This is a genomic window from Brevundimonas sp. NPDC055311, assembly GCF_053645695.1.
The window spans coordinates 1-23,738 of record NZ_JBSHMV010000005.1 but is presented as its reverse complement, the minus strand read 5'-3'; the positions used below and the strand labels follow the sequence as shown (position 1 = coordinate 23,738).

Sequence of the window (23,738 nt, the reverse complement as noted above, 5' to 3'; positions counted from 1 at the left end):
GACGGAGGGTGCGCTCGAATCGACAGGTTCGCCAGTCGGCGTTACTCGAGTTTACGTTTCGGCCTTCAGCCAGCGCAGCCACTTGCGCTCCATCGCAGCGTTCAGGTCCACGTCGGCCCGGTCGCAATAGATCAGCAGCATGCCAAGGACGTCCGCCGCCTCATCGGCCAGAGCCTGGGCGTTGGCGGCGCCGCGTGCGCGGGAGGTCAGGCGCAGGTGCTCGGCGGTCAGTTCGCCCAGTTCCTCCTGCAACTTCAGCAAGGCCCAGTCGCGGTCACGGTCGATGGCGTGCTCACGCGCATAGATGTCGGAGATGCGGAGGACGTCCGCCTGAAGTTCGGAGAGTTTCATGAAGAGGCGCTGCGTCAGACCGCGACGGCGGCCTTGATGTGCGGCCAGGATTGATAGTCGTTCACCACGAAATCGGACATTTCGAAGCCGAACAGATCGTCCTTGTCCGCCACCGTCAGGGTGGGCAGGGGCAGGGGGGCGCGGCTCAGTTGCAGCTCGGCCTGCTCCAGGTGGTTAAGATATAGGTGGGCGTCGCCGAAGGTGTGGACGAAGTCGCCCGGCTCCAGCCCCACGACCCTGGCCAGCATGTGCGTGAGCAGGGCGTAGGAGGCGATGTTGAAGGGCACGCCCAGGAAGACGTCCGCCGAGCGCTGATATAGCTGGCAGCTCAGCTTTCCATCGGCGACGAAGAACTGGAACAGACAATGGCAGGGCGGCAGGGCCATGTCGTCGACATCGGCCGGATTCCAGGCGCTGACGATGTGGCGGCGGCTGTTGGGGTTGGTTTTCAGGCCGTGGACCAACTTCTGGATCTGGTCGATGCTCGCGCCGTTTGGGGCGGCCCAGGAGCGCCACTGCTTGCCGTAGACGGGGCCCAGATCACCGTTCGTATCGGCCCATTCATCCCAGATGCTGACGCCGTTGTCCTTCAGCCAGGCGATGTTGGTCTCGCCGCGCAGGAACCACAGCAGCTCGACGAAGATCGACCGCGTGTGCAGTTTCTTCGTCGTCAGCAGGGGGAAGCCCTTGGACAGGTCGAAGCGCATCTGACGGCCGAAGACGCCCAGCGTTCCCGTGCCGGTGCGGTCGTCGCGTCGCACGCCGTTGTCGAGGATATCCCGCAACAGATTCAGATACTGCCATTCGGGATGATCGGCGGGGACGGCCGCCGTGCGGGCTTCAAGATCGGCGAGGGCGACGGCGGCGTTCATGGGGAGTGAACATGGGGCCGAATCAGTCTTGTCGTCACCCGCTGCGGTAGGTTGCTCACAGGAAAGTCAGACTGATAGGTCCGCTCATCCCGGCGGACGCCGTTCTGAACGCGGCTCTTACTGGATCCCGGCGTCTGCCGGGATGAGCGGTAGAGGAGCGTAGGGCTTGAAAAGAAAGCGCCCGCCGATGGATCAGCGGGCGCTCTCTAGCTTCTAACTCGCGTTCGCCCCTTACCGGCCCGGAGCGAGTCGTTCGTTCTGGACCCAGCCGACGTTGTCGTTGTCGTCCATCACCTCCCACCAGGCGCCGTCCCGGTTGCCGGTCGGATAGAGGCGCAGGCCGACCGGAAGCGCGCGCACGACCGAGCCGCCGTTGGGCGTCGAGCGCAGGGTCGCCGCCTGCTGGACGGTATAGGTCTGGATCGGGGCCTCCTGGGCCGCGGAGCCGCCTTCCAGGCCGCCCATCTGGGTCACCATGTCAGTGTAGGCCTGGATGAACGACTGGGCCACGATGCGGCCGATCTCGGTGTTTTCATAGCTGCCTCCTCCCAGGGCGCCTGCGCCGAACCCGCCCGCGCCCAGGCCCCAGCTCATGTCGCGTTTGGAGGCGTAGCCTTCGGTGACCAACTGGGTTTCCGAAGTGCGGACATTGGTCAGCGACAGGACGGTGTTGGCTTCCATGTTGCGCGTGCGCAGGCCGCCGACGATTGCGCCGGCGCGGCCGCCGAGCGCGGCGCCGGCCAGCCCCGCCAGGGCGTTGCCGCCGGAGTTGGCGTTCTGGCTGGCGATCTCGCCGACGAGGACGTAATCCGCCGCCCGGACCTGGCCGCCGCCCACATTGGAACCGCGCTGAAGGTCGCCGCCCGAAGCCAATTCGCGTTCGCGTTGGGCCACGCTCATGCCCGTGCCGCGATCCACCAGGGTGAAGCAGCCCGAACGCTGGATCACGACGCGCAGCAGGCTTTGCGGCGGCGACAATTGGAGTTCGCGCCAGTAATCGGACTGCCCGTCCGCGATGGTGATCGAGCCGAGGCTGGCGCTGCAGCGCGGAATCTGGGCCATTTGCGCATCCTGGGTGCGCTGGGCTCCGCTGCGGCGGGCCTGGGCTTCGGCCGGCGCGGCGGCGGTGAGGGCGGTAGAGGCCGCCAGGGCGGCGACGGTCAGTGCAGCGAGTTTCATATAATCCCCCGTTCTTCGAGAACGGGCGGATATAGCCCAGCTTTGTGATCCTCCCAAGACGCCGCGCTGATCGACCTCAGCCCTTGAAGCCGTCGGAGCGCAGGAACTCGGCCTCGTCCTCGCTCGTGGGCCGGCCCAGGCAGGCGTTTCGGTGAGGAAAGCGGCCGAAGCGAGCGATGATGTCGCGATGGATGATGGCGAATCGGTAGGTCTCAGCCTCCGTTTCGGGGTTCAGCAGGGTCAACAACTGCTCCTGATCATCCAGCGTTTCGGAGTGCATCAGCGGCATCAGCATGAAGGCGCGCAGCTCCGGATTGATCTTGCGGTCGTGATCTCGCTGGATCGCTTCTTTTGAAAACCCGAGCGCCAGGGGATCGGTCGCGAACATATGGGCCGTGTCGCGAAATGCGTTTCGCGGCAGCTGGTCCAACAGGATGATCAGGGCCAAGGCGGCCTCAGGAGTCTCGATCCAATGATCCAGTTCGCGTCGTGCTGCGGCGTAGTGGCTGTCGCAGCAGCGGTCGGTGAAGGCGCGGTCGAAGGCGGCGTCCTTGGCGAACCATTTTCCGGGACCGACGTCGGTCCAGAATTCGATGACTTCGGCGGGGGTGAGCAGTTGGGTCATGACCCAAGCCTAGCAGCGACACGTCAAAAAGCACGGACCGAGCCGTGTCGCCTATCTTCACAATGTAAGGAAAGATGGTCGGAGTGGCAGGATTCGAACCTGCGACCCCCGCGTCCCGAACGCGGTGCTCTACCAGACTGAGCCACACTCCGACTTTCGCAAATCATGCGACCCGTGGGCCGCCATCTGCGTCGAGGAGGGGGCTTATAGCCATGCCGACCGCCCCCCGCAAGCGGGTAAATGAGCCTCCCGAAAAAAGTCTCGGGTCGATGAAATTTCTTTCGTTTTCAGGTGTTGCATCCCCCGAAACCTTGGCGTAGATGACCGCTCCTCGCCGCGACGCACTGCGGCGGCGAGAACGCCGGACCGCTGGGGAATGGTGTAATGGTAACACTACGGTTTTTGGTACCGTCATTCTAGGTTCGAGTCCTAGTTCCCCAGCCACCGTCCTGTAAGGGTTTGAGCGCTCCGGGCGCTCCCTTCAAGGCTCGAGTTTTACGCCGCATTTTACAGCTGCCTGTCTGTGAAGCCTCCGGGCGCGTGACGCCAGGAGATACCGCCCCTCGATTGAGGTCCAGTCTATGACCAGTGCGCCAAGCGTGACGTATGGCCTATGCCTGGGTTGAAGCAATTGCAGGGGTCCAGCGCTTTGAAATGCGCTTTCTGGTGTGTTCCCGCTTCGTAGAGGTGGCCCACATTGTGCTCGGCGGGGTATTTAGCGCCGCGTTGAGCCTGGAAAGCCAGCATGCGCTGTTCCAGGGCGTGGGGGTCTTGGCCCTTGGCGACGATGTAGTCCTGATGGAAGACGTGGCAAAGAAAATGCCCATAGTACATCCGGTGCAGAATGGGCGCGGCCAGATCGTTGGGTAAGGTCTCCATCCAGTCGCGGTCATTGCGCCTCAAGGCGATGTCCAGGGCGACGATGTCGGATACATGCTGATGGTGGATCGCCCGAAAACGGACGGCGGCGCCGGCTGCCGCAAAGCGGTGCAGAAAGGCCTTGGCGCTTTCATCATCTGAGCATTCAAATGCGGCGGCATCGTCGTCATCGAGGGCGTGGGCTAGGTATCGGCGTGCTTCTTCGACTCCCTCGCCGCAGACCTTGAGCATCAGATGATGTTCGTAGCGGGCGCGATAATCTTCCATTCGTTCAGGAAGGTGGTTGGGAAACCAGCTGCCGATGACTTGGGCAAGGCGATCGCTCAAGAACGACGGAGCCCAGGGCAGGCGGCCGCAGAGAGCATCGAGGCGCGCCTTGAACGCTGCGATGTGGCGGATGCTTCCGACGCCCAGAAGGCGGATCGCCAGGAAGGTGTCTTTTCCATAGGTTCGGGCGATGTCGTAGCAGTCGCGATGCATGTATTCCGCCGCGATGGGCAGGGTGCGAAAGCCGCTCAGAATGTCACGACGGATTCGGGTCAGCGTGTCGGGACTGTTGGCGCCGATGTAGAAGGTCCGGGCGCCAGATTGTTTGGGGAAGGTGTCCAGCCGAACGGCGAAGACCATGACCTTTCCAGCGCTTCCTGAAGCTTCGAAAAGGCGATCAGGATCTGCATTGTAGCGGGCGGGACTGTCCGCTTCGATGTCGCGCACCCGCTCTTCATAGCCTGAATCCGATGCGGCCGTGGCTGGATCGTGCCTGACGTCGCGGTCGGTGAAGTCGCCTGCGTCCAGGCGCTTCAGAATGGCCTCAGGCTCCGTGCCCAGGGCGATGCCCAGATGGTTGACCAGTTCAACCTGACCACGGGCGTCGATGCGCGCGAACAGCGCCAACTCCGTATACGCGGGGCCGCGCTGGACCAGGGAGCCGCCGGAATTATTGCATACGCCGCCCACGACCGAGGCGCCGATGCACGATGAGCCGATAACCGAATGCGGCTCTCGATCCAACGGCTTGAGCAAGGCTTCGAGTCTATCCAGCGTCGCGCCGGGCAGGCAAATGGCCTGACGGCCGCTGTCGATCAGGTGAACGCCTTTCAATCGAAGCGTGCTGATGATGATGATGTCACGATCATAATCATCGCCGTGTGGCGTGGACCCGCCGGTGAGGCCCGTGTTGGCGGCCTGCATGAGGACGATCTTGTTGGCGGCGGCGCAGGCCAGCAGGACGCGCCATTGCTCGATCAGGGAGCCGGGACGGACGACCGCAAGAACCTTGCCTTCGCCATAACGGTAGCCGCGGCGGTAACGCTCTGTCGCGGCGGGGCGAGTCAGTACGTGTCCAGCACCGACGCATTGCTTCAGTTCGGCGATGAAGGCGGCGTTCTCAGCAATTGCCAAGCGGGTCGGGGTCATGGATGTCATGCGAATTTTAACGACCACGGGCAGTCAGCGTCGACGGCGCGAACCGTTCGAGCGGGGAGTAGTCGGTGGCGTGTAGATAGATCGACTCGCGTCGCGCTACGAGCGGGCCGTCAGTTTCCGACGCCGCAGCCGCCGCCTGCCACTCAGGGTCGGCGCGAAATTGCGCCCAACTGCGCTCACGGCTGTCGAGATCCGGATAGGCCAGGATGTAGATCAGCCTCACGTCATCGGAACCATAGGTTTTCCAATAACCGACCGAAACTATTCCGTGGCGGGCGAAGAGCCGCATCGTGTGCTCGCGAAAGCGGCCTTCCAGCGCCTCCATCCGTCCGGCAGCCGGATGATAGGTCCGCATTTCAAATAGGCGCTGTGGGCTCATCCAACGAGTCTCCCCTCGATATTTCAATGCGCTGGCGTCGTCTTTTTCGGCAGGAATTTTCGCACGCGCCGCGCCGGTGAAACGGTCCGTTGACACGGCGAGATATGCATTTAGTATACAGTTAGAGGGATGGGAAGCTAGGCTTTCCCAATCGGGAAAGGTCTGCGCCGGGGAAGTCGAGCGAGATGTGAGGATTCGCTTCTTCATGATTTCGCGCAATAAGTTCCAATAAAAATCGGAAATTCTATAAATTTTCAGCGAAATATCAGCGATTCTTAGAAGAAAATCGTGAGCGCTGTTGATGAAAAGGGGAGGGAAGAATTGAAGACGGAAAAGTTTATTGCATCACTGCTAGGCGGCGTGAGCGTGCTGGCTGTGTCGTCAGCGGCCAATGCTCAGGAGGGGATTGAGCAGCAGGACTCGTCGGTTGAAACGACCGCGTCCCAAGTGGGGGATATTGTGGTCACCGGCTCGCGGATCGTTAGGAACGGCTACACGGCGCCTACCCCCGTTACGGTGGTGGCTGTCGAACAACTGCAAGCCACAGCGCCCGGCAGCATTCCAGACGGCCTGAATCAATTGCCGCAGTTCACAATGAGCAGCGGGACGCAGAATACAGGCAATCAGGCGACGAGCCCCAATGCCGGCAACTACCTGAATTTGCGCGGCCTGGGATCGATCCGCAACCTCGTCCTGCTGGACGGCCAACGCATTCCGCCCACCAGTTTCCAGGGCACGGTGGACACCAATGTTATCCCGTCAGCTCTGGTTTCGCGCGTCGATGTCGTCACGGGCGGCGCGTCGGCCGCCTATGGATCGGACGCAGTCAGCGGCGTGATCAACTTCATCCTGGATACGGGCTATACAGGGGTGAAGGGCAGCGCGAAGGTCGGCATCTCAGACTATGGCGACGACCTGTCCTCTGGCTTTGACATCGCAGGCGGCTTCGATGTGCTGGACGGTCGCGGCCATGTGTTGCTGAGCTACGATCACTATCAACGCGACGGCATTCCGCGAAACGAAGATCGCCCGCGCGGCGGCGACTGGATCACCCAGGTCGGCAACGGCACAGCGGCGGCGCCCTATCGCAATGCAGGCCCGGTCTTCTACCAGACCGGCACTTTCGGCACCTTGTTCCCCCATGCCGCCAACTTCTCCGAAAATACCGGCAACCCGTTGGCGGGGATGCATTTCCTGCCGGATGGCAGTCTGGTCCCCTTCGATCCGGGCGTCACGCCGGCCGGCAGCAGCAATGTCGGCATCGGCGGAGACGGCTCGCCAAGCATCGGCAAGACGCTGACAGGCGGTCAGGTGACGGACCAGCTGTTCGGGCGCTTCGACTACAATCTGACCGACGACCTGAAGGCCTTCGCGCAACTGAGCTTTGCCCAGACCGAAAACTCATTCGTCACAATCGGCTCGGGCACCCAGACCAACGCCTTCTACATTTTTGCCGACAATCCTTATCTTCCGGCGGGCGCAGCGGCGCTTCTCGACGCCTATGCTGGGCGGGACGGCGTCTGGGGCACGGCGGATGACCGACGTGTAGGCGGCGGACGGATCCATGCCGATCAGCCGTTCAAGGAGGTCGTCGCGCAGAACGTCGCCTATACCTTCCTGACGGGACTTTCCGGCAGCCTGGGGAATTACAGCTGGAAGGCGACCTATGCGCATGGGGATTCCCTGCTGCGCTCATCCCACTCGGGCAACTTCTATCAGGATCGATATTTCGCCTCCCTGGACGCAGTTCGGGATGGCAGCGGCAACATCGTCTGCAACATCACTCTCACCCATCCTGGGCTGATGGACGACTGCCGTCCGATCAACTGGTTCGGCGCCAACAGCCCGACGGAGGAAGATTTCGACTGGGTGAGCGGCGTCTCGAAATATCGCGTGTCGCAGAAGATGGACATCTTCGCGGCTGAACTGGCCGGCGAGCTGTTCAACCTTCCGGCTGGTCCTCTGTCGTTCGCCGTGGGTGCAGAGTACCGCAAGCAGAAGCTGGACCAGGTCAGCAACTCCGACCCCTCCATTCCGACGTCGACAGTCGGGTTGAGAACCAACGTTGCGCAGACGATCAACAAGTACAACTCGACCAACGTCGGCTGGGCGCAAGGGCAGTACGACGTCAAGGAGGTCTTCCTGGAACTGGCGGTTCCTGTCCTGGCGGATCAGCCGTGGGCGCGTGCGCTCGATCTGAACGGAGCCGTGCGTTACACGGAATACTCCACCAGCGGCGGCGTCACCACATGGAAGGCGGGCCTCAGCTATACGCCGATCGACGATGTGCGACTGCGCTACACCATCTCTCGCGATATTCGGGCGCCGACGCTGTATGAGTTGTTCGCTGGCGATCAGGCGGCGCGCGGCGGGTTCTTTGACGCGCACAGCGGCCGCAATGACAATGTGATCACCCTGTCGAGCGGAAACCCGGATCTGAAGCCGGAGATCGGCGACACCTATACGGCGGGCGTGATCTGGCAGCCGTCCTTCGTTCCCGGTTTTTCTGTGTCGGTTGATTATTTCAGCATCGAGATCACCGACGCTATCGCCAACCTGAACCGCGACAACGCCAATGAGGAGTGCATCGCCAGCAACGGCACGTCGTCACTGTGCCAATACATCATCCGGCCATTCCCGTTCTCGCACGTGCCGGCGAGCGACAACTTCCCGCTTGCGACGCGTGTGTTGCCCTACAATCAGGCGCTCTCCTCGATGCACGGCATCGACTATGAGTTCGCCTATCGAATGCCGGTGACGGTTGGGGCGCTGGATGGTGATCTGAGGCTGCGGCTGATCGGCAGCTATGTACCAGGACGGAAGACGCGCACCGACATCAATGCGGCGCCGGTTCAGAACGCCAATGTCGGCGTCAACGCCAAGCATCGTTTCAACGTCCAGGCCAACTACATTCAGGGACCCTGGAAGCTGACGACCCAGGCCCGTTATATCGGCGAGACGGAGCGTACGCGCGACCGGACAGTTTTCTATGAAGAGCCGACCGTGCCCTCGGTGGTCTATGTGGATGTCACCGTCGAGCGTGATTTTTCGGTGCGTGGTCACGACCTGACCGCCTTCCTGACGGTGAACAACGCCTTCGACCAGAAGCCGCCTTTGATCGGCAACGGTCAGCCAGGCCAGATGTATCCGACCAATCAGGCCGTCTACGATGTCGTGGGGCCTTACTATACGACCGGTATTCGATTCGCCTTCTGACGGCCTGCTGGACGTCTTCAGGTCCGACGAACTTCAGGTTCGTCGGACCTCCTTTTTTGTGAGTAGGGAGGGAGTAGACCATGAAAATGCCGAGCCTTTTGCAGACGGGCGTCCTTATCGCGACCGCTGGTCTGATCGTGTCGAGTTGCGCTGCGTCGCAAGCCAGCGAGCGGGCGGATATGGGGCCGCCGCTTCATCCGTTCGAGAGTGAGCAGATACAGCCGCCGGAGGCGACCGCCAGCCTGTTGCCTGAGGGCGTGGGACGAGACACCACGATCCGCGTGTGTTCGGGCTGTCATGCGGTTGAACTGGTCGCCGAGAAGCATCTGACGCGACAGGAGTGGTTTGACCTGGTTCAATTCATGGGCGATCGCGGAGCGACGGGAACAGCTGCCGAAATGGCCCAGATCACGGACTATTTGGCTCGATCATTTCCCAAGAAATAGCGCGTCCATCGATGTTCTTGGATTAGGCCGTTCCTTCGAGGGGCGGCCTATTCTTTTGGCCGTTGATCGAGCACGTGTCGCGGCCGCGCTATGGCGCGAAAAAGCCGGCGTCGTTGGGACGACGCCGGCTTGTCGCAAGAGCGGAGGCGCGTCTACGGGAGGGAATAGACGACCAGGGAATCGCTCTCGACGGGTGCGCGAAGCAGACCGCCGCCAGTGGCGACGATAGCGACGAACTGTTTGCCCGAGGCGTCCGAATAGGTGATCGGGGTGCTGTGGGCGGTGGCGGGCAGGCGGGTGGTCCAGAGCTCCTTGCCTGTCCGGGTTTCGAAGGCGCGGAAGCGACTGTCGTCAGTGCCGGCCATGAAGGTCAGGCCGCCGGCGGTCATCGTTGGACCGCCCAGAGAGGGACGCCCTGTATTCTGCTTGCCTTCCGGAAGCGTGTCCGTGACGCCCAGGGTGGAGCGCCAGGCGACACGACCCGAGTGGACATCGACCGCTACCAGCTGACCCCAAGGAGGGGCGGCGCAGTGCAGGCGCGTTTCGGCGTTCCAGAACCGATTCAACCCGGCGAATTCGCCGGAGTTGATGTAGGATTTGCCGTCCGGCGTGGGCACCAGTCGCATGGGTTGGCCCATGTTGTTGATGTTGACCACGAACAGGCCGGTGGACGGGTCGTAGGCCCCGCCGCCCCAGTTCACGCCGCCCTGGGTGCCGGGATAGGTCACCGTATACTGGTTGAGCTTGATCGGCGTGTAGGGATCTGCCGACAGATACATGTCGTTATCGTCAACGAGGGCCTCGCAGAAGGCCTGGTGTTCAGGCGTTTCCTTGTAGAGGTCCGCACGCGTGATCGAATTGCGCGACAGAGGCTCGGTGATAACCGGGAACGGCTGGGTCGGCGCGGCCTGTTCGCCGGGCACCTCGCTGGGTGGAACGGCCCGATACTCGATCGGGTGGATCGGTTCTCCGGTCACCCTATTGAGAAAGAACATCAGCCCAGTCTTGTTGACGATGCCCACGGCGGGGATGGTCTGACCGTCCTTGACCACGTCGAACAGGGTGGGCGGAGCCTGGGTGTCGTAATCCCAGATGTCATGTCGAACCACCTGGAAGTGCCAGATATACTCGCCCGTGCGAGCATTGGCTGCGACGATCGAACTGCCGAACAGATTGTCGCCAGGACGGTCGCCGCCATAGCGATCGTTGTTCGCCGTGCCGAAGGGCATGTAGACGATGCCGCGTTCGGTATCGACGGTCATCTGACCCCAGACGTTGACGCCTGAACGATGGCGCCAGCTGTCGCCCTCCCAGGTGTCGTGACCGAATTCTCCGGGGCGAGGGACAGAGTGGAAGGTCCAGACCAGCGCGCCTGTGCGTGCGTCCCAGGCGCGAGTGTCGCCCGCCGGACCCACGTCGCCGTTGGTTCCGCCCGGGCCTTCGCCCGGGCCGGCGCCCGTAATGATCAGGTTCTCGAATACGATGGGCGGGGAGGGCAGGATGTATGACTTGTCGACGCCAGTATGCATGACTTCGGGCGTTTTCAGGTCGACGACGCCATTGACGCCGAAGCCCGCCGTCGGTCGGCCGGTTGCGGCGTCGATCGAGTAAAGGCGACCCATGCGACTGCCGAAGACGATGGTCGGGCCATGCGTGGCGTCGCCAGGCCAGTATTCGACCCCGCGCAACGACGGGCGGTCATCATCCGGTATCTGGAAGACCCATTTCTCTGCGCCTGTGGAGGAGTCTAGCGCTACGATACGACTGTAGGGCGACGCTACGAACATGGTGTCGCCGATGACCAGCGGGATGGTTTGCGACGGCAGGAGGCCGCCGCCAACGTCGTTCGCCGGTCGGAGATGATAGGTCCAGGCGACCCTCAGTTGATCGACATTGGACGGGGTGATCTGTGCGAGTGGAGAGAAGCGTTGTCCTCCAGCATCTCGACCGATCGTCGGCCAACCTTCCTGCGCGGCGGCCGGCGCCGACAGGCCAAGCGCAAGCGATAGGGTCATCATCGAGCACCCGATAGTCGCGCGTCGGCGAATTCTTGTTGCTTCTGTTTGTCTCATTCCCTCTCCCCTCGATCGGCGCGCGATCCAATTCGTCCGGCCGCGCTTGCAATCTCAATGTGTATACTATGTTCAGAAAAACCTGATGCAGGTCAAGGCCGCCAGGCGATTACCGACTGTTGCTGCTCACCCAGCTTCTCAATGCCGAGACGCATGGTGTCGCCCGGCTTGAGGTAGACAGGCGTGGGTTTCATGCCGAGACCGACGCCCGGCGGGGTGCCGGTGGTGATGATGTCGCCGGGTTCGAGGGTCATGAAACGGCTGACGTAGGCGACCAGGGCGGCCACGCTGAACACCATGGTGGCGGTGTTTCCTGTCTGCATCCGCTGGCTGTTCACATCCAACCACATGCCCAGGGACTGGACGTCGCCAACTTCGTCGGCGGTGACGAGCCAGGGGCCGATGGGGCCGAAGGTGTCGCAACCCTTGCCCTTGTCCCAACTGCCGCCGCGCTCGAGTTGATATTCGCGCTCAGACAGGTCGTTGATCAGGACATAGCCGGCCACATGATCCAGGGCCTTGGCTTCGTCGACGTAGCGGGCGGTCGTGCCGATGACGACGCCCAGTTCGACTTCCCAGTCCGATTTGACCGAGTCCTGGGGCAGCATGACGATGTCGTTCGGCCCCTGGATACAACTCGTGGCCTTGGTGAAGACGATCGGTTCTTCGGGCACGGGCGCGCCGGATTCCGCAGCGTGGTCGGCGAAGTTCAGACCGATGGCGATAAATTTCCGCGTACCAGTCACAGGCGGGCCGTACCGAGGCGCGCCCTCGACGATGGGCAGGGCGGCGGTATCAAGGTCGGCCAGGGCGGCCAAGGCTGCAGGCGACAACTGGTCAGGACCGATGTCTGGAATGTGGGCGGACAGGTCGCGAATGACGCCGTCTTCATCAAGCAGGCCAGGTCGTTCCTGGCCCATGGGCCCGTAACGCAACAGTTTCATGGACGCTTACCCCTAAGCTTTGATCTTTAATGGTTGTGACGTGGCGTCGTCTTGGCCACGTCGCGGTACTTGACGGCTGTCTCGAGACATCCGCCGTCTGCCAGGCTGCCCACCAGGTTGCGGGAGATCTCCTGCCAGGGTGTCTGACTGGCGGGAACCTGGGGCAGGGGGCCTGCGCGTCGCCGGGCGACTTCTTCATCTGAGACCAGAGCGTCGCAGCGGCCCGTGTTCAGATCGATGCGGATGCGATCACCGCTGCGAACCCAGCCGAGACCGCCGCCGACTGCGCTTTCGGGCGAGGCGTGCAGAATGGCCGGGCTGTCGGAAGTGCCCGATTGCCGGCCGTCGCCCAATACGGGAAGGCTGTTGACGCCGCGCTTGAGCAAGGCGTCGGGCGGCTGCATGTTGACCACTTCCGCTGAGCCGGGCCATCCGACAGGACCTGCGCCACGGATCACCAGAATCGAGGACTCCGTTATGCCCAGCGCCGGATCGTTGATCCTGTGATGGTAGTCTTCAGCGCCGTCGAAAACGACGGCGTCGCCCTCGAAGATGTTTTCGGAGCCGGGGTTCCGGAGGAAGCGTTCGCGAAATTCGTCAGAGATGACGCTGGTCTTCATGATCGCGAAGTCGAACAGATTGCCGCGCAGAACGATGAATCCCGCGTTCTCCTTGAGCGGCTGATCGAACGGGCGGATCATCTCGCGGTCAGGGGTCTCGAACAGGGCGTCGCTGAGGTTGCGGCCGCTGACGGTGATCCGGTCGCCATGCAATTTTCCAGCGTTCTGGAGCTCCCAAAGAATGGCGGGGACGCCGCCGGCCCGGTAGAAGCGCTCGCCGAGAAACTCGCCGGCCGGCTGCATGTTCAGGATCAGAGGCAACGGGAAACCGTGTTCGACCCAATCCTCTCTGGTGATCTCCACCCCGGCGTGGCGGGCCATGGCGGTGATATGGGGCTGGGCGTTCGTGGAGCCGCCGATGACCGTGGTCAGGGCGATGGCGTCCAGGAAGGCTTCGCGCGTCAGGATGTCGAGCGGCCGAAGGTCCTCATAGGCCATTTCGACAATGCGCTGACCTGTCCGGTAGGCCATCTGGCCGCGTTCACGATAGGGCGCTGGAATGGCGGAGCACCCCGGCAGGGACAAGCCCAGCGTCTCGGCGATGGCGTTCATCGTTGAGGCCGTGCCCATGGTGTTGCAATGGCCCAGCGACGGAGCGGATGCGGTCGCAGCGTCGAAGAATTCCTCTTCTGTGATCTCACCGGCGGCCAGGCGGCGACGGCTCTGCCAGATGACTGTGCCTGAACCGACCTGTTTGCCCTGGAACCAGCCGTCCAGCATGGGTCCGCCGGACAGGACGATAGCGGGAATGTTGACCGTCGAGGCCGCCATGATCCCGGCCGGCGTAGTCTTGTCGCAGCCTGTGGTCAGGACCACCGCATCCAGCGGGTAGCCATGCAGGATCTCGACCAGGGTCATGTACGACAGATTGCGATCCAGCGCCGCCGTCGGTCGGCGACAGTTTTCGAAGATCGGATGAACCGGGAACTCCATCGGAATTCCCCCGGCGTCGCGGATGCCCGCCTTGACGCGCTGGGCGAGCTGAACATGGATCAGGTTGCAGGGGGCCAGATCGCTGCCGGACTGAGCGATGCCGATGATCGGCTTGCCGCTGCGCAGCTCCTCAGGCGTGACGCCTGAATTCATGAACCGCTCCAGATAGACAGCGGTCATGTCGGCCCGTTCGGGCGCGGCGAACCATTCGCGGGACCGGAAGGGGCGTTTGGGAGTTCGGGCGGACATTTTGGGCTTTCGAGCTGAAGGTTGATCAAGCGGCGCCGAATTGCGCGATGGCCCACTCGAAGGTGTTGCGGTTGTTGTCCTCTTCGGCCTGCAGTCTCTGTTGTGGGCTGAGGCCGGTGACGACCGGCAGGGCCGAGGCCTTGGCGCGGACATTGGCCATGAAGGCCGCCAGTCTTTCGGCGCCGATGCCCGGTAGGGTCTTCCAATAGCCTTCGGTCAGGACAGGGATTTCGAGCGGATCACGGGTGATGATCTCCTGCACGAAATTGATACGCGGGTTGTGGCTCCGCATGATCTCGAACAGGGCCTTCTGATCGTTGATCCCTTTGCCGAAACGCACCTCTGACAGCAGGAAGCCGTCGGCGTAGGGGGCGACCCCCATGTCCTTCATGGAATTGGCCATGGCGTAAGGGCCGAGCTTGTTGACGGTCTCCTGGGCGGTTTCCATCAGCGACATGTTGTTGCCGGGGTCGATCAGGGCGCCGAGGTGTTCGCTGGAGTAGCGCTGAAGGACCGCCAGGTGTTCGTCGGCGGTGCGGTCCTTGTGGTTCTCTAGCGCCAGGCCGACGCCGATGCGGTCGACGATGGGCATGACCTTCGCGATCACCGCATTGGCCTGGGCTTCCCAGGCGCGATAGTCCTCGAGCGTGGCGAAGGTCTCATAGCGGCGGTTGCCGCCGGGGGGTTGGCGACTGACGGCGCGAACGCAGTTGGCGCCCAACTCCTTGGCCTGAAGCATGGAGTTCTCGAATGCGCTCAGGTCGTCGTCAGGATGCGCGGGCAGGGCGGCCTCGCCCTCATAGAACATGCCCAGCTCTTCCAGCTTGGCGCGAGCTTGCCGCAGGTCCTTTCGGATGGCGTGCTGGACGCCGCCGGCGCCCAGGGAGCGCAGATACTCGATGTAGCGCACGGGATCGTCGCGCATCGCAGGCGCCGCGCCGAGTCCGGACAGATGCATGGCCATGGCGGTGCTGGCCACGCCGATCTTCGACTTCGGGGGCAGTTCGACTTCCTCATAGCCCCGCGCCAGGCCAGGCGCCGCGTAGAGCGCCACGCCGGCCGAAGCCATTGTTCCCAGAAACTGTCGTCTCGTCGCCATGTCCTGCCCCTACGTTGTTGTGAGCTCGCCTCGGATCAGGCGCGCTATTTGGTGGTCCAGCCGCCGTCGATGACGATATCCGTGCCGGTGATGAAACCCGCCAGGTCCGAGCACAGGTAACAGGCGAGGGCGCCGATCTCCTCGACCTTGCCCCACCGTCCGACCGGCAGATTGGCGAGGAAGTGCGCGTTGGCGGTCGGGTCCTCCATCACGGGTCTGTTCAGGTCCGTGCCGAACGGCCCGGGGCTGATTCCGTTGACGGTGATGCCCTGGTCGGCCAACTCCAACGCCAGGGAGCGCGTGAACCCCAGCAGGCCGGTCTTGGCCGAAGAATAGGGGACGCGACCCGGCAGAGAGATGTGGCTGAGCATGGAGGTCATGTTGATGACCCGGCCATAGCCGCGCCCCTTCATGCCGGGAGTCAGCGCTCGCGACATCAGAAAGGTCGAGGTCAGGCTGGCGTCGATGACGCTGCGAAAATCCTCAAGCGACAGTTCGTGCAGGTGCTTGCGGACATTATTGCCGGCGTTGTTGATCAGGATGTGCGGGTGACCAAAGGCGTCCTGAATCTGTTGGGCGGCGCGGGCGACATCGGCCTCGTTGGTGACGTCGGCGACAAAGCCCTGCACCTTGACGCCCGTCTCGGCCAACTCGGCGCAGGCCTTGTTCAGCATGCTCTGATCACGCGCGATCAGAGCCAGGTCCGCGCCGGCGCCGCCCAGGGCGTCGGCCATCGCCCGACCCAGGCCGCGGCTGCCGCCGGTGATGACGGCTGTTCTGCCGGCCAAGTCGATATGCATTGTTCTTACTCCTGAACGCTGCGCCGTGATGCGCGGCGTTCGTTTCGCGTGAGACGCCGCCCGACGACCGGGCGGCGTCAGGGGTCAGTTCTTCGAGCCGTCGATCTCAGCGTTCTTTTCAGCCAGCCTGTCAGGATTCAGGAACAGCCAGCAGACGGCCGAGATACAGGCGGCGGCGACCATCATGTAGAGGAGGGCGTCCCAGTTCCGGCTCTCGGACAACAGAATGTAGCCGCCCAGAACCGGAGCCGCGAAGCCGGCCAGCCCGCTGAACATGTTCATGGTGGCGGCCACGGTAGCGGTGTAGCGCCGACCGATCTCCACACAGGTGTTCCAGGAAATGGGCATGGTCAGATCGCTGCAGAAGCTGGCCAGCGCCATCAGCACCATCGCGACCATGGCGTTCTGCATCTTGGTGACGGTGAACAACAGGGCGGCTGTCGCCACGAAACCGAACAGGGCGATAGCGCGGCGCGGAATGCGGGCTGGAATCATGCCGCTGATCAGGGCGCCGAAGCCGCCGAACAGCAGGGGCAGGATGGCGTAGCCGGCTGCCTGGGCGAAGGTCAGCCCCCAGGCTTCGATCAGATAGGTCGGCAGCCAGGTGACGTAGAAATACCAGACGAACGAAAAAGCCGTGTACTGGATCACGAGAAGCAGGACGTTGACGTCGGTGAAGATCTTCGACCAGCCGCCGCCGCCTTCTTCGGCCAGGGCGCGAGAGCCCTCCAGCAACTGCAACTCGGCCTCGTTGACGCCTTTATGCTTGGCGGGATCGTCCTTGAAAAAGAACCAGAAGGCGACGACCCACAAGGCGCCCAGCAGGCCGAAGACCGCAAAACCCCAGCGCCATCCGACGGCTGTGATGACCAGCAATGCTATGGGAGGCGTCACCGCCCCGGCCCAGCGTGTACAAGCCCACATCAGCGACTGAGCTTGGACGCGCTCGCGGCGAGGCAGCCAGACGCTGAGCATCTTGGTCAGATTGGGGAAGCAGCCCGCTTCGCCGGCGCCAAAGATGAAGCGCATGACCAGCAGGGAGGTGAAATTCCAGGCTGCGCCGCTCAGCGCCGTGAAGGCGGACCAGATGAGCACCAGCGGAGCTAGAACCCGACGAACGCCGAATTTGTCGCCCAAGGCGCCCATAGGGATTTCAAGCAGGGCGTAGGACAGGGCGAAGGCGCCGAAGATCCAGCCCATTTGTCCCTTGTCGAGACCCAACTCGGTCGACATGGGCGAGGCGGCCTGTGAAATGGCGACGCGTTGAATATAGGCCAGCATGGCCAGGGTGACGGCGAAGCCGACGACGCCCAATCGGGCCTTGGTCGGGCGCATCATGGGCGCACCGCCCATGTCCTTGCATTCTTGTCGCACCTGCTCATGAAATCCCCTCCCCAGGTATCAAGGTTGTGCTGATGTTCTCGCAGATGGCGGGCCGCGCTCCGAAGGGGGTGCGCCTTGCGCCATTCTGAGGCATTGAGTTCGAAAATTTTTTAGTTCGCAGTGACGATCGAGGTCTCTCGCCCTCTTTCCATCAGGCCGCTAAACTGTATACTAAGTGCGGTATTCGGTGAGGTCAACGGGGAAGGAGCGGGTGCTCGTTTCACCATAAACTCAGCGGAGAGCTTTTATGAATCAGGTGAAATCCCCGGGTATGAGCGTTGATTATGAAAAGGAAACTGCGCCGCCAACTTTGAAGGCGCACGTTCTGCGTCGGCTACGGGACGCCATCATCGCCGGCCGGTACAAGCCGGGCGATCGCCTGAATGAAAGCAAGCTGGCCCGTGATTTTGAAATCAGCCGGATTCCCATTCGCGAGGCGCTGATGACGCTTCAGGAGCAGGGACTGGTCATGAATCATGAGCGTCGCGGCATGTTCGTGACGATGCTGGAAGAAGAGGATGTCCAGCGAATCAACAGCCTTCGCGTGGTCCTGGAAGCTGAAGCGCTGAAGCTGTGCCGAATCCACATGACGCCGGAGGAAGCAGCCCGTCTAACCGCTCTGGTCAATGAGATGGAGGCCTGGGAGCAGGGCGCCGAGATGGAAGCGGCGGCGTTGGATCTGGCCTTCCACCGCGAAGTCTGGCGCGCGTCGGGCAATCCCTATCTGGTCAAGGCGCTGGATGCGCTGGCTACCGTTCTGTTCGCGCACAAGGCGCTGGAGAACGCCAGCGTCGAGACCAAGCAGTGGCGGCTTCATCACCATCGGGAACTGTTGGACGTGGCTTTGGGGCGATCCGAAGTGTCGCCCGAGGACGCTGTGATCGCGCACCTGCGGACGGGCTACGAGAACCCGGATCGCTACGCGAGCCATACGCTGGAGGGACGAGGCGTCGCGCCTTCGAAATCCGACGCTCCCACGCACCAGGCGCTGGGAAAAATCAAAACTGACAAGGGGAAGAAGAATGAATGACGCGTTCGCGACTGAGGCCGTCGAATCCTCGCTGTCTCGGGGGCCGCTAGAGGGGCAGGTCGCTTTTGTTTCAGGCTCGGGGCGGGGGTTGGGCCACATCATAGGGCGGGCTCTGATGGCGCTGGGCGCTGATCTCGCCGTCCACGACATTTCGGAGGACGCGCCAGCCAAGTATGGAGAGTTCCCCAATCTGACGGCGGTTGCGGACTCCATGACGACGCCCAGCGCCCGAGCCGTGGCCGTCACCGGCGACATTTCTCAGGAAGACGCGGTGCGGGCCATGGTCGCCAAGGCCGAGGCGGCTCTGGGGCCCATCACTATTCTGGTCAACTGCGCCGGCGGCGACATCGGCGCCCAGGGCGGAAAGCCGGATCCGAATACGGCGCTCAACTTTCTGCTCGAAGACGTTCAGGCGATCGTCAATCGAAACCTTATCGGCACCATGCTGATGAGCCGCGCTGTCGCACCAGGCATGGCTGCGAGGCAGGCTGGGACCATCATCAATATTTCGACCGTGTCCGCCCACATGGGAGCAGCCAATGAGACGGCCTATGCCTGCGCCAAGGCTGCGGTCGTGCATTACACCCGGTGCCTGGCCGCCGAGCTGAGGACGTCAGGGGTGCGCGTCAACGCCGTCAGTCCTGGCCCGGCCAAGACCGCGCGTTTTTTGGCTACGCGCACGGTCGATCCGATCATGATGGAGGAGGGGCCGTCTCTGAACCGCTATGCCGTAGCGGAGGAGATCGCCGACGTGGTTGGTTTTCTGGCCTCCGAACAGAGCCGTTTCGTCAGCGGCCAAGTGCTCAGGGTCGACGGCGGCGCGAACCTGTTCGCTGCCTGACGCCCTGATCGGGCGAGAGCGACGAACCGCCTCGCTCCTCTAAGCCACATCATGAAACGAGCGAAGATGACCAAGCGTTTGACGGATAAGACGTGCGTGGTGACGGGCGCTGGGCAAGGCATTGGCCGCGCCATCGCCGAGGCTTTGGCGGCCGAGGGTGCGACGGTGATCGCCATTGACTTGTCCGAGCAGCCGTTAGTGACATGGACGGCGGCGGCGGGCGTGACAAGCGCGTTGCTGGACGTCACCGACCCGGTCTCAGTCGCCGACCTGGCGGGCCGCTATCCAGAGACTGCGGTGCTGGTGAATTGCGTAGGCGTGGTCGCGGCAGGCACGGTGCTCGATCACGAACCTGCGGAGATGGACCGAAGTTTCCGTATCAACGTCGGCTCCATGGCTAACACCATCAAGGCCTTCTTGCCGCGCATGCGCGAACGGAAGGATGGGACGATCATCAACATCGCCTCGGTCGTGTCATCGATCAAGGCGGCGCCGGACCGTTTCGTCTATGCGACGACGAAGGCCGCCGTAATCGGTCTGACCAAGTCCGTCGCCATGGATTTCATCGCTGATGGAATCCGCTGCAACGCCATCTGTCCCGGAACCGTCGAAAGCCCGTCGCTGCATCAGCGAATGGCGGCGCAGGCGGATCCGGTTGCGGCTCTGGCCGCGTTCACCGCCCGCCAGCCCATGGGACGGATCGGAAACCCCCGGGAAATCGCCCGCATCGCGGTCATGCTGGCCAGCGGCGAGGCCGATTTCATGACGGGCCACACCCTGATCATAGACGGCGGCATGAGTCTGTAATTCCTTGTTTTCTCCTTGATAATGTGAGGCTTTAGTGATGCTGACGTCAGTGTTGAAGATCGGGTTTGTCGTAGCCGCTCTGACCGTTTCGGCTACCGCCGCCTCGGCTCAGACATCCCCGTCCGGCGAGACCTTGTTCCGCCAGCGGTGCGGCTCTTGCCATACGGTTCAGGGAACTCAGAACCGTATGGGGCCGGCGCTTCAGGGCGTGGTGGGCCGGAAGGCCGGCACGGCGCCGGGGTACAACTACAGCCCGGCTCTGAGAGAGTGGGGGCGGACCTGGACTGTCGCTAATCTGGAGCTCTACCTGGCCGCTCCGCGTACTGCCGTGCCTGGCACCAAGATGTCCATCGTCGCGCCGTCGCCCGCGCAGCGCGCCGAGATCATCCGATATCTGCAGACCCAGCGGTAGGCCGCCAGAGGCCCTTTTTCATTCTCGCTATTCCGGAATTTGCCATGCGCTTTCTGTTGATCGGCCTTGCCGGCATCCTGTCGGGGGCGGTCCAACCGGCGGCTGGAGAGCCTTCGACATCGTTGGAGACTCGTCCGAGAAACGCCGCCGCCCTGGAGCCCGCCTTTAAGGCGCAGACTCGAGCGCCAGAGATGCGGGCGGGGGTGAGATTCGAGACCGAGCAGGTGGCGACGGGTCTGAACAAGCCGTGGGGAATGACCTTTCTTCCGGACGGCCGCCTGCTGATCACCGAGCGCACCACCTTGCGCATCATTACGCCGGAGGGCGAGGTATCCGCACCGGTCCAAGGCGTTCCCGCCGTCGACATCGGTGATCAGGGTGGGGTGCATGATGTGGTTCTTGATCCAGATTACGCCATCAATGGATTGATCTATTTTACGTTTTCGCAGCCGGGCGAGCCGCCACTGACGGGATCGGCCGTAGCGCGCGCGCGTCTGTCCGAAGACGGAGATGCTCCATCGCTGCAAGACCTGACGATCATCTTCAGTCAACAGCCGAAGCTGGATTCCCGCCAGCACTATGGCGGGCGTCTGGCGTTTGATCGCCAGGGCCGGCTGTATGTCACGACCGGCGAGCGGTATGTCCCGGAGGGACGACCGCAGGCGCAACAACTCGACAGCCTGCTGGGCAAGGTGGTGCGGATCGATCGGGATGGCGGCGTTCCGCCCGACAACCCCTTCGTCGGCGTGGCGGGCGCGCGGCCGGAAATCTGGTCTTACGGACATCGCAACGTGCAGGGCGCAGCCATTCATCCGGTCACAGGGCGATTATGGACCAACGAACACGGTCCGCGCGGGGGGGATGAACTCAACATTCCAGAATCCGGCGGCAACTACGGCTGGCCGGTCGTCACGTATGGCATCGAATATACCGGCGAAACGATCGGCGCCGGGATCACCCAGGCTGAGGGGATGCTCCAGCCCATCTACTATTGGGATCCGGTGATCGCCCCGTCCGGGATGGCCTTTTACAACTCCGATGCGGCGCCTGCCTGGAAAGGCAGTCTGTTCATCGCCGGTCTTGCCGGTCGGCATCTTGCGCGGCTGACGCTGGATGGGGACCGGGTCGTAGGTGAAGAGCGGTTGCTGACCGAGCGCAAGCAGCGCCTGCGTGATGTCGAGGTCGGTCCCGACGGCGCTCTGTGGGTGCTGACGGAAGGCGCCAGCGACGCCTCCCTGCTCAAGCTGACGCCAATCCCCTGAAATTGGAGGCTCAACATGATGGATTCCATGGATCGCCGTGTATTCCTGGCGGCCGCAGGGGCCTTGGGTTGTCTCGGAGCGGCGGCCCCTAGGCGTGAAAAGGCCGGCTTTCCGGTGGTCGGCGGGGTGCGGCGGCTGGCCCCTGCGCTGGACGCCCTGATCGATCCGGACGCTGTAGTGGAGAAGGTGCTGGATGGGCTGATCTGGAGCGAAGGGCCATGCTGGGTCGGCGGGGCTGACGGATATCTGCTGGTGTCAGACGTGCGCGGCAATGCGATCCACCGCTGGTCGTCCGCCGAGGGCGGCTCCATCTGGCGCAGCCCTTCAGGCTATGAAGGCGGCGAGGATCCGGGTCTGCGAGAACCGGGCACCAACGGGCTCATCCTGGCGCGCGGAGGCGTGGTGGTCGCTGACTGCGGCAATCGATCTGTCGCTCGCATCGATCTGCGAACCCGTGAAAAAATTCCGCTGTGCACCCACTATGAAGGTCGCCGCTTCAATAGTCCGAACGATCTGGTGCTGGCGGCTGACGGGTCGATCTATTTCACCGATCCGCCTTATGGCCTGGAAGGCGGGCACGACTCTCCGCGTCGTGAAATGAGCTTTACAGGCGTGTTTCGTCTGGCGCCGGACAACAGCGTGACGCTGATTGATGACGGCGTCATGCCGAATGGGATCGGTCTGTCGCCGGACGGTCGAACGCTTTTCGCGACGGATCGGGTTGGATGGGTGGCCTGGGATCTCGATGAAGCCGGGCGGCCCGGGCCGCGCCGGACCCACATCGACCGGCAGGTCTCCGGCGTTCAAGGCGGAGACGGCTTCAAATTCGATGATCAGGGCTTCCTTTGGGCGTCGAGCCGCGACGGCCTGTCCATATTTCAAGGCGATCAACGCCTCGGCGTGATCACGTCCGATGCGGTCATTTCCAACTGTGAGCTGGCTGCAGACGGTCATCTCTACATGTCGTCGAATCATGCTGTGGTCCGAGTTCGGACGAAAGCGCGCAAGCTCATGGCGCAAAGCCGGAGTTGAGGGAGCTTGGCCCGACCAGGGATGCGAGCATGACGCGCCGAGCGGCCCTTGGTCGTACTCTGCACAGAGCCACCGATATCGAGGCAGCGATTGATGGCCTTTCCCATGCGTCGCCGTCGTCTTGTGTTTAGTTTGAGGGGGGGGCCAGGTGATTGAGTCTCAGCCGGTTGTCGTTGACGAGGTTGTGGTGACGGCGGCGCGTCTGCCGGCGGCGGCGGGGGAGGCGGCGTTCTCGGTCATCCGGCTGGACGAGGCGGCGCTGGCGAGGTCGGCGCGTCTGGACGAGGCCCTGGCGAGCGTTCCGGCGGTGTCGCTGTTCCGGCGCACGTCCAGCCTGGCGGCCAATCCGACGACACAGGGGATCTCCCTGCGCGCCATCGCGCCGTCGGGGGCGGGGCGGACCTTGGTGACGCTGGACGGCGTGCCGATGAACGATCCCTTCGGCGGCTGGGTGATCTGGTCGCAACTGCCGACCGAGAGCCTGGAGAGCCTCGACATCGTGCGCGGGGCGGGAGCCGGCCCCTATGGCGCGGGCGCCCTGACCGGCGTGATCCAGCTGCGCGAGCGTGAGCGCGGCGGCGTGCTGTCGGCCTCGGTGTCGGAACGGGGCGGGGCGCGCCTGGCGGGATCAGGGGGGCTGGACCTCGGTCGGGCGAGGCTGACGGCCTCGACGCTTTATGAGACCAGCGACGACTACAGGCCCGTGCGCGGCGCGGCGGCCGGGGCGGCGGACACGCCCCTGGATCTGGAAGCCCGTGCGGCGGCCGTGCGGCTGGATGCGCCGGCAGGCGAGGCCAGCGTGTCGCTACGCGCCTCGGCCTATGACGAGGAGCGCGGCTCGGGGCTGGCCGGGGCGCGATCCAGCGCCAGCGGCCACCTGCT

At 63.2% G+C, this 23,738-nt stretch carries 21 protein-coding genes and 2 tRNA genes; 10 read left to right on the top strand and 13 right to left on the bottom strand.

Features of this window, described 5'->3' with window-relative positions; translation table 11 throughout:
• Positions 1-51: 51 nt before the first annotated feature.
• The 5 genes from ACWIDZ_RS14605 to ACWIDZ_RS14585 all read right to left on the bottom strand — a co-directional run bounded on the left by ACWIDZ_RS14605 (position 52) and on the right by ACWIDZ_RS14585 (position 3,179).
• Positions 52-351 carry a phosphoribosyl-ATP pyrophosphohydrolase gene (locus ACWIDZ_RS14605; RefSeq protein WP_453989990.1) on the bottom strand — a complete coding sequence of 100 codons (300 nt, stop codon included), beginning with the start codon at positions 349-351 and terminating at the stop codon, positions 52-54.
• A 14-nt stretch (positions 352-365) separates the two neighbouring features.
• On the bottom strand, positions 366-1,223 hold the full coding sequence (locus ACWIDZ_RS14600; RefSeq protein WP_453989992.1) for a thymidylate synthase: 858 nt from the start codon (positions 1,221-1,223) through the stop codon (positions 366-368).
• A gap of 231 nt (positions 1,224-1,454) precedes the next feature.
• Entirely contained in the window at positions 1,455-2,402 is a 948-nt protein-coding gene (locus tag ACWIDZ_RS14595) for a CsgG/HfaB family protein (protein WP_453989994.1), read from the bottom strand.
• Positions 2,403-2,478: 76 nt separating this feature from the next.
• On the bottom strand, positions 2,479-3,027 hold the full coding sequence (locus tag ACWIDZ_RS14590) for a DUF924 family protein (protein ID WP_453989996.1): 549 nt from the start codon (positions 3,025-3,027) through the stop codon (positions 2,479-2,481).
• A 75-nt stretch (positions 3,028-3,102) separates the two neighbouring features.
• Positions 3,103-3,179 (bottom strand) — tRNA-Pro (locus ACWIDZ_RS14585).
• 218 nt (positions 3,180-3,397) lie between these two features.
• Here ACWIDZ_RS14585 and ACWIDZ_RS14580 point away from each other — a divergent pair.
• Positions 3,398-3,471, top strand: a tRNA-Gln gene (locus ACWIDZ_RS14580).
• 135 nt (positions 3,472-3,606) lie between these two features.
• On the opposite strand, the gene dld is transcribed toward ACWIDZ_RS14580, so the two are convergent.
• Together dld and ACWIDZ_RS14570 are read right to left on the bottom strand one after the other, a co-directional pair.
• Complete coding sequence (gene dld, locus ACWIDZ_RS14575; protein ID WP_453989998.1) at positions 3,607-5,322, bottom strand: D-lactate dehydrogenase; 1,716 nt, start codon at positions 5,320-5,322, stop codon at positions 3,607-3,609.
• Positions 5,323-5,338: 16 nt separating this feature from the next.
• Positions 5,339-5,917: an NIPSNAP family protein gene (locus tag ACWIDZ_RS14570; RefSeq protein ID WP_453990000.1), complete on the bottom strand. Its 579-nt coding sequence runs from the start codon at positions 5,915-5,917 to the stop codon at positions 5,339-5,341.
• A gap of 81 nt (positions 5,918-5,998) precedes the next feature.
• On the opposite strand from ACWIDZ_RS14570, the gene ACWIDZ_RS14565 reads away from it, so the two are divergent.
• Together ACWIDZ_RS14565 and ACWIDZ_RS14560 are read left to right on the top strand one after the other, a co-directional pair.
• Positions 5,999-8,926: a TonB-dependent receptor domain-containing protein gene (locus ACWIDZ_RS14565; protein ID WP_346487720.1), complete on the top strand. Its 2,928-nt coding sequence runs from the start codon at positions 5,999-6,001 to the stop codon at positions 8,924-8,926.
• An 80-nt stretch (positions 8,927-9,006) separates the two neighbouring features.
• Positions 9,007-9,372, top strand: a complete 366-nt coding sequence (locus tag ACWIDZ_RS14560; protein ID WP_453990002.1) for a hypothetical protein — start codon at positions 9,007-9,009, stop codon at positions 9,370-9,372.
• Between the two features lie 152 nt (positions 9,373-9,524).
• Here the strand turns inward: ACWIDZ_RS14560 and ACWIDZ_RS14555 are convergent, their stop codons facing one another.
• From ACWIDZ_RS14555 to ACWIDZ_RS14530, 6 genes are all read right to left on the bottom strand, one after another.
• Complete coding sequence (locus ACWIDZ_RS14555) at positions 9,525-11,387, bottom strand: pyrroloquinoline quinone-dependent dehydrogenase (protein WP_453990003.1); 1,863 nt, start codon at positions 11,385-11,387, stop codon at positions 9,525-9,527.
• A 149-nt stretch (positions 11,388-11,536) separates the two neighbouring features.
• Positions 11,537-12,388, bottom strand: coding sequence for a fumarylacetoacetate hydrolase family protein (locus tag ACWIDZ_RS14550; RefSeq protein WP_453990005.1), 852 nt, complete (start codon positions 12,386-12,388; stop codon positions 11,537-11,539).
• 26 nt (positions 12,389-12,414) lie between these two features.
• Entirely contained in the window at positions 12,415-14,190 is a 1,776-nt protein-coding gene (locus tag ACWIDZ_RS14545; RefSeq protein WP_453990007.1) for an IlvD/Edd family dehydratase, read from the bottom strand.
• Positions 14,191-14,215: 25 nt separating this feature from the next.
• Entirely contained in the window at positions 14,216-15,289 is a 1,074-nt protein-coding gene (locus tag ACWIDZ_RS14540; RefSeq protein WP_453990009.1) for a sugar phosphate isomerase/epimerase family protein, read from the bottom strand.
• A 44-nt stretch (positions 15,290-15,333) separates the two neighbouring features.
• Positions 15,334-16,089, bottom strand: a complete 756-nt coding sequence (locus ACWIDZ_RS14535; protein WP_453990011.1) for an SDR family NAD(P)-dependent oxidoreductase — start codon at positions 16,087-16,089, stop codon at positions 15,334-15,336.
• A gap of 84 nt (positions 16,090-16,173) precedes the next feature.
• Positions 16,174-17,427 (bottom strand): MFS transporter, encoded by a 1,254-nt coding sequence (locus ACWIDZ_RS14530; RefSeq protein ID WP_453990013.1) that lies wholly within the window; start codon positions 17,425-17,427, stop codon positions 16,174-16,176.
• Between the two features lie 292 nt (positions 17,428-17,719).
• Here ACWIDZ_RS14530 and ACWIDZ_RS14525 point away from each other — a divergent pair, with 292 nt between their 5' ends.
• The 7 genes from ACWIDZ_RS14525 to ACWIDZ_RS14495 all read left to right on the top strand — a co-directional run.
• Positions 17,720-18,502, top strand: coding sequence for a GntR family transcriptional regulator (locus tag ACWIDZ_RS14525; RefSeq protein ID WP_338575200.1), 783 nt, complete (start codon positions 17,720-17,722; stop codon positions 18,500-18,502).
• Complete coding sequence (locus ACWIDZ_RS14520) at positions 18,495-19,343, top strand: SDR family NAD(P)-dependent oxidoreductase (protein WP_346487715.1); 849 nt, start codon at positions 18,495-18,497, stop codon at positions 19,341-19,343. The genes ACWIDZ_RS14525 and ACWIDZ_RS14520 overlap by 8 nt, the downstream gene beginning before the upstream one ends.
• Positions 19,344-19,409: 66 nt before the next feature.
• Positions 19,410-20,150, top strand: coding sequence for an SDR family oxidoreductase (locus ACWIDZ_RS14515; protein WP_453990016.1), 741 nt, complete (start codon positions 19,410-19,412; stop codon positions 20,148-20,150).
• A 37-nt stretch (positions 20,151-20,187) separates the two neighbouring features.
• Positions 20,188-20,562 carry a c-type cytochrome gene (locus tag ACWIDZ_RS14510; RefSeq protein ID WP_312219130.1) on the top strand — a complete coding sequence of 125 codons (375 nt, stop codon included), beginning with the start codon at positions 20,188-20,190 and terminating at the stop codon, positions 20,560-20,562.
• A 44-nt stretch (positions 20,563-20,606) separates the two neighbouring features.
• Positions 20,607-21,824 (top strand): PQQ-dependent sugar dehydrogenase, encoded by a 1,218-nt coding sequence (locus tag ACWIDZ_RS14505; RefSeq protein WP_453990018.1) that lies wholly within the window; start codon positions 20,607-20,609, stop codon positions 21,822-21,824.
• Between the two features lie 15 nt (positions 21,825-21,839).
• Entirely contained in the window at positions 21,840-22,856 is a 1,017-nt protein-coding gene (locus tag ACWIDZ_RS14500; RefSeq protein WP_453990020.1) for an SMP-30/gluconolactonase/LRE family protein, read from the top strand.
• Between the two features lie 148 nt (positions 22,857-23,004).
• Positions 23,005-23,738 (top strand): TonB-dependent receptor (locus ACWIDZ_RS14495; RefSeq protein ID WP_453990022.1); only part of this gene is annotated, 734 nt, incomplete at its 3' end.